We start from the raw sequence: 1,094 nt of genomic DNA, 5'->3' as shown, positions 1-1,094 counted from the left end.
GGCCGCACCTCGGTGGTGTACGAGTACGTGCCGGCCCGCTTCGAGAAGCAGGTGCACGTGCAGGAAGTCCTCGCGTGCGCGTGCGGCCGGGGCGTCGTCACCGCCCCACCTCCAGCCCGGGTGGTGGACCGGGGCGAGTACGGCCCCGGCTTCCTCTCCCACGTGGTGGTTTCCAAGTGCGCGGACGCCATGCCGCTGCACCGGCTGGCGCAGCGCGTGGAGCGAAGTGGCGTGCCCATGAGTCGCAGCACCCTGACGGACCTCTTCCACCAGGCCGCCTCCGTCCTGCTGCCTCTGTCCCAGCACCTCTTGCAATGCATTGCGTCCGCGGACGTGGTGTGGGCCGACGAGACGCCCGTGCGCGTGCTGGACGTGAAGAAGACGAAGCAAGGCTACCTCTGGACTTTCCTCACCCAGACGCACGCGGGCGAGTGGCTCTTGGGCTACCGCTTCAGCCTCGGCCGGGCCAGCACGACGCCGAAGGAAGTCCTGGGCGGCACCCGGGGCGCCCTCGTGGTGGATGCCTATACCGGCTACAACGCGGTGACGCTGCCCGAAGGCCGCGTGCGCGTCGGGTGCTGGGCTCACGTGCGCCGCCGCTTCTTCGACGCGCTCCCCATCGCGCCCGAGGCCCGCGAGGCCCTGGACTTTATCCTCGCCCTCTACCGCGTGGAAGCCCTGGCCCGCGAAGCGGGCATCGTGCGCACGGACGCGCACCGCGAGCTGCGCCAGCAGCAGAGTCTCCCCGTCCTCACGGCGCTGCGTGCGTGGATGGAATCCCAGGCCCCGCGCCACCTGCCCAAGGGGCCTCTGGGCCAGGCCCTTTCCTGCGCGCTGAAGCAGTGGGACGCCCTGACGCGATTCTCTTCCGACGCGCGCCTGCCCCTGGACAACAACCGCTCCGAGGCGGCGCTGCGCAAGGCGGCCCTGGGTCGTAAAAACTTTCTCTTCGTCGGCCACGAGGCCGCGGGGGCGAATCTCGCCGGCCTCTATGCCCTCGTCGCCACCTGCGAGGCCAACGGCGTCAATCCCGAGACGTACCTGGCCGACATGCTGCTGCGCGTGCAGACGCACCCGCACTCGCGCATCGGTGA

The 1,094-nt window shown here is 70.4% G+C and carries 1 protein-coding gene; it reads left to right on the top strand.

Annotated elements, in window-relative coordinates; all coding sequences use genetic code 11:
• Positions 1–1,094 (top strand): IS66 family transposase (locus tag D7W82_RS39740; protein ID WP_147439785.1); only part of this gene is annotated, 1,094 nt, incomplete at both ends.

Origin of the sequence: Corallococcus sp. CA049B, assembly GCF_003611685.1 — a bacterium.
GTDB lineage: Bacteria > Myxococcota > Myxococcia > Myxococcales > Myxococcaceae > Corallococcus > Corallococcus coralloides.
This window is presented reverse-complemented; position numbering and strand designations above follow the sequence as displayed.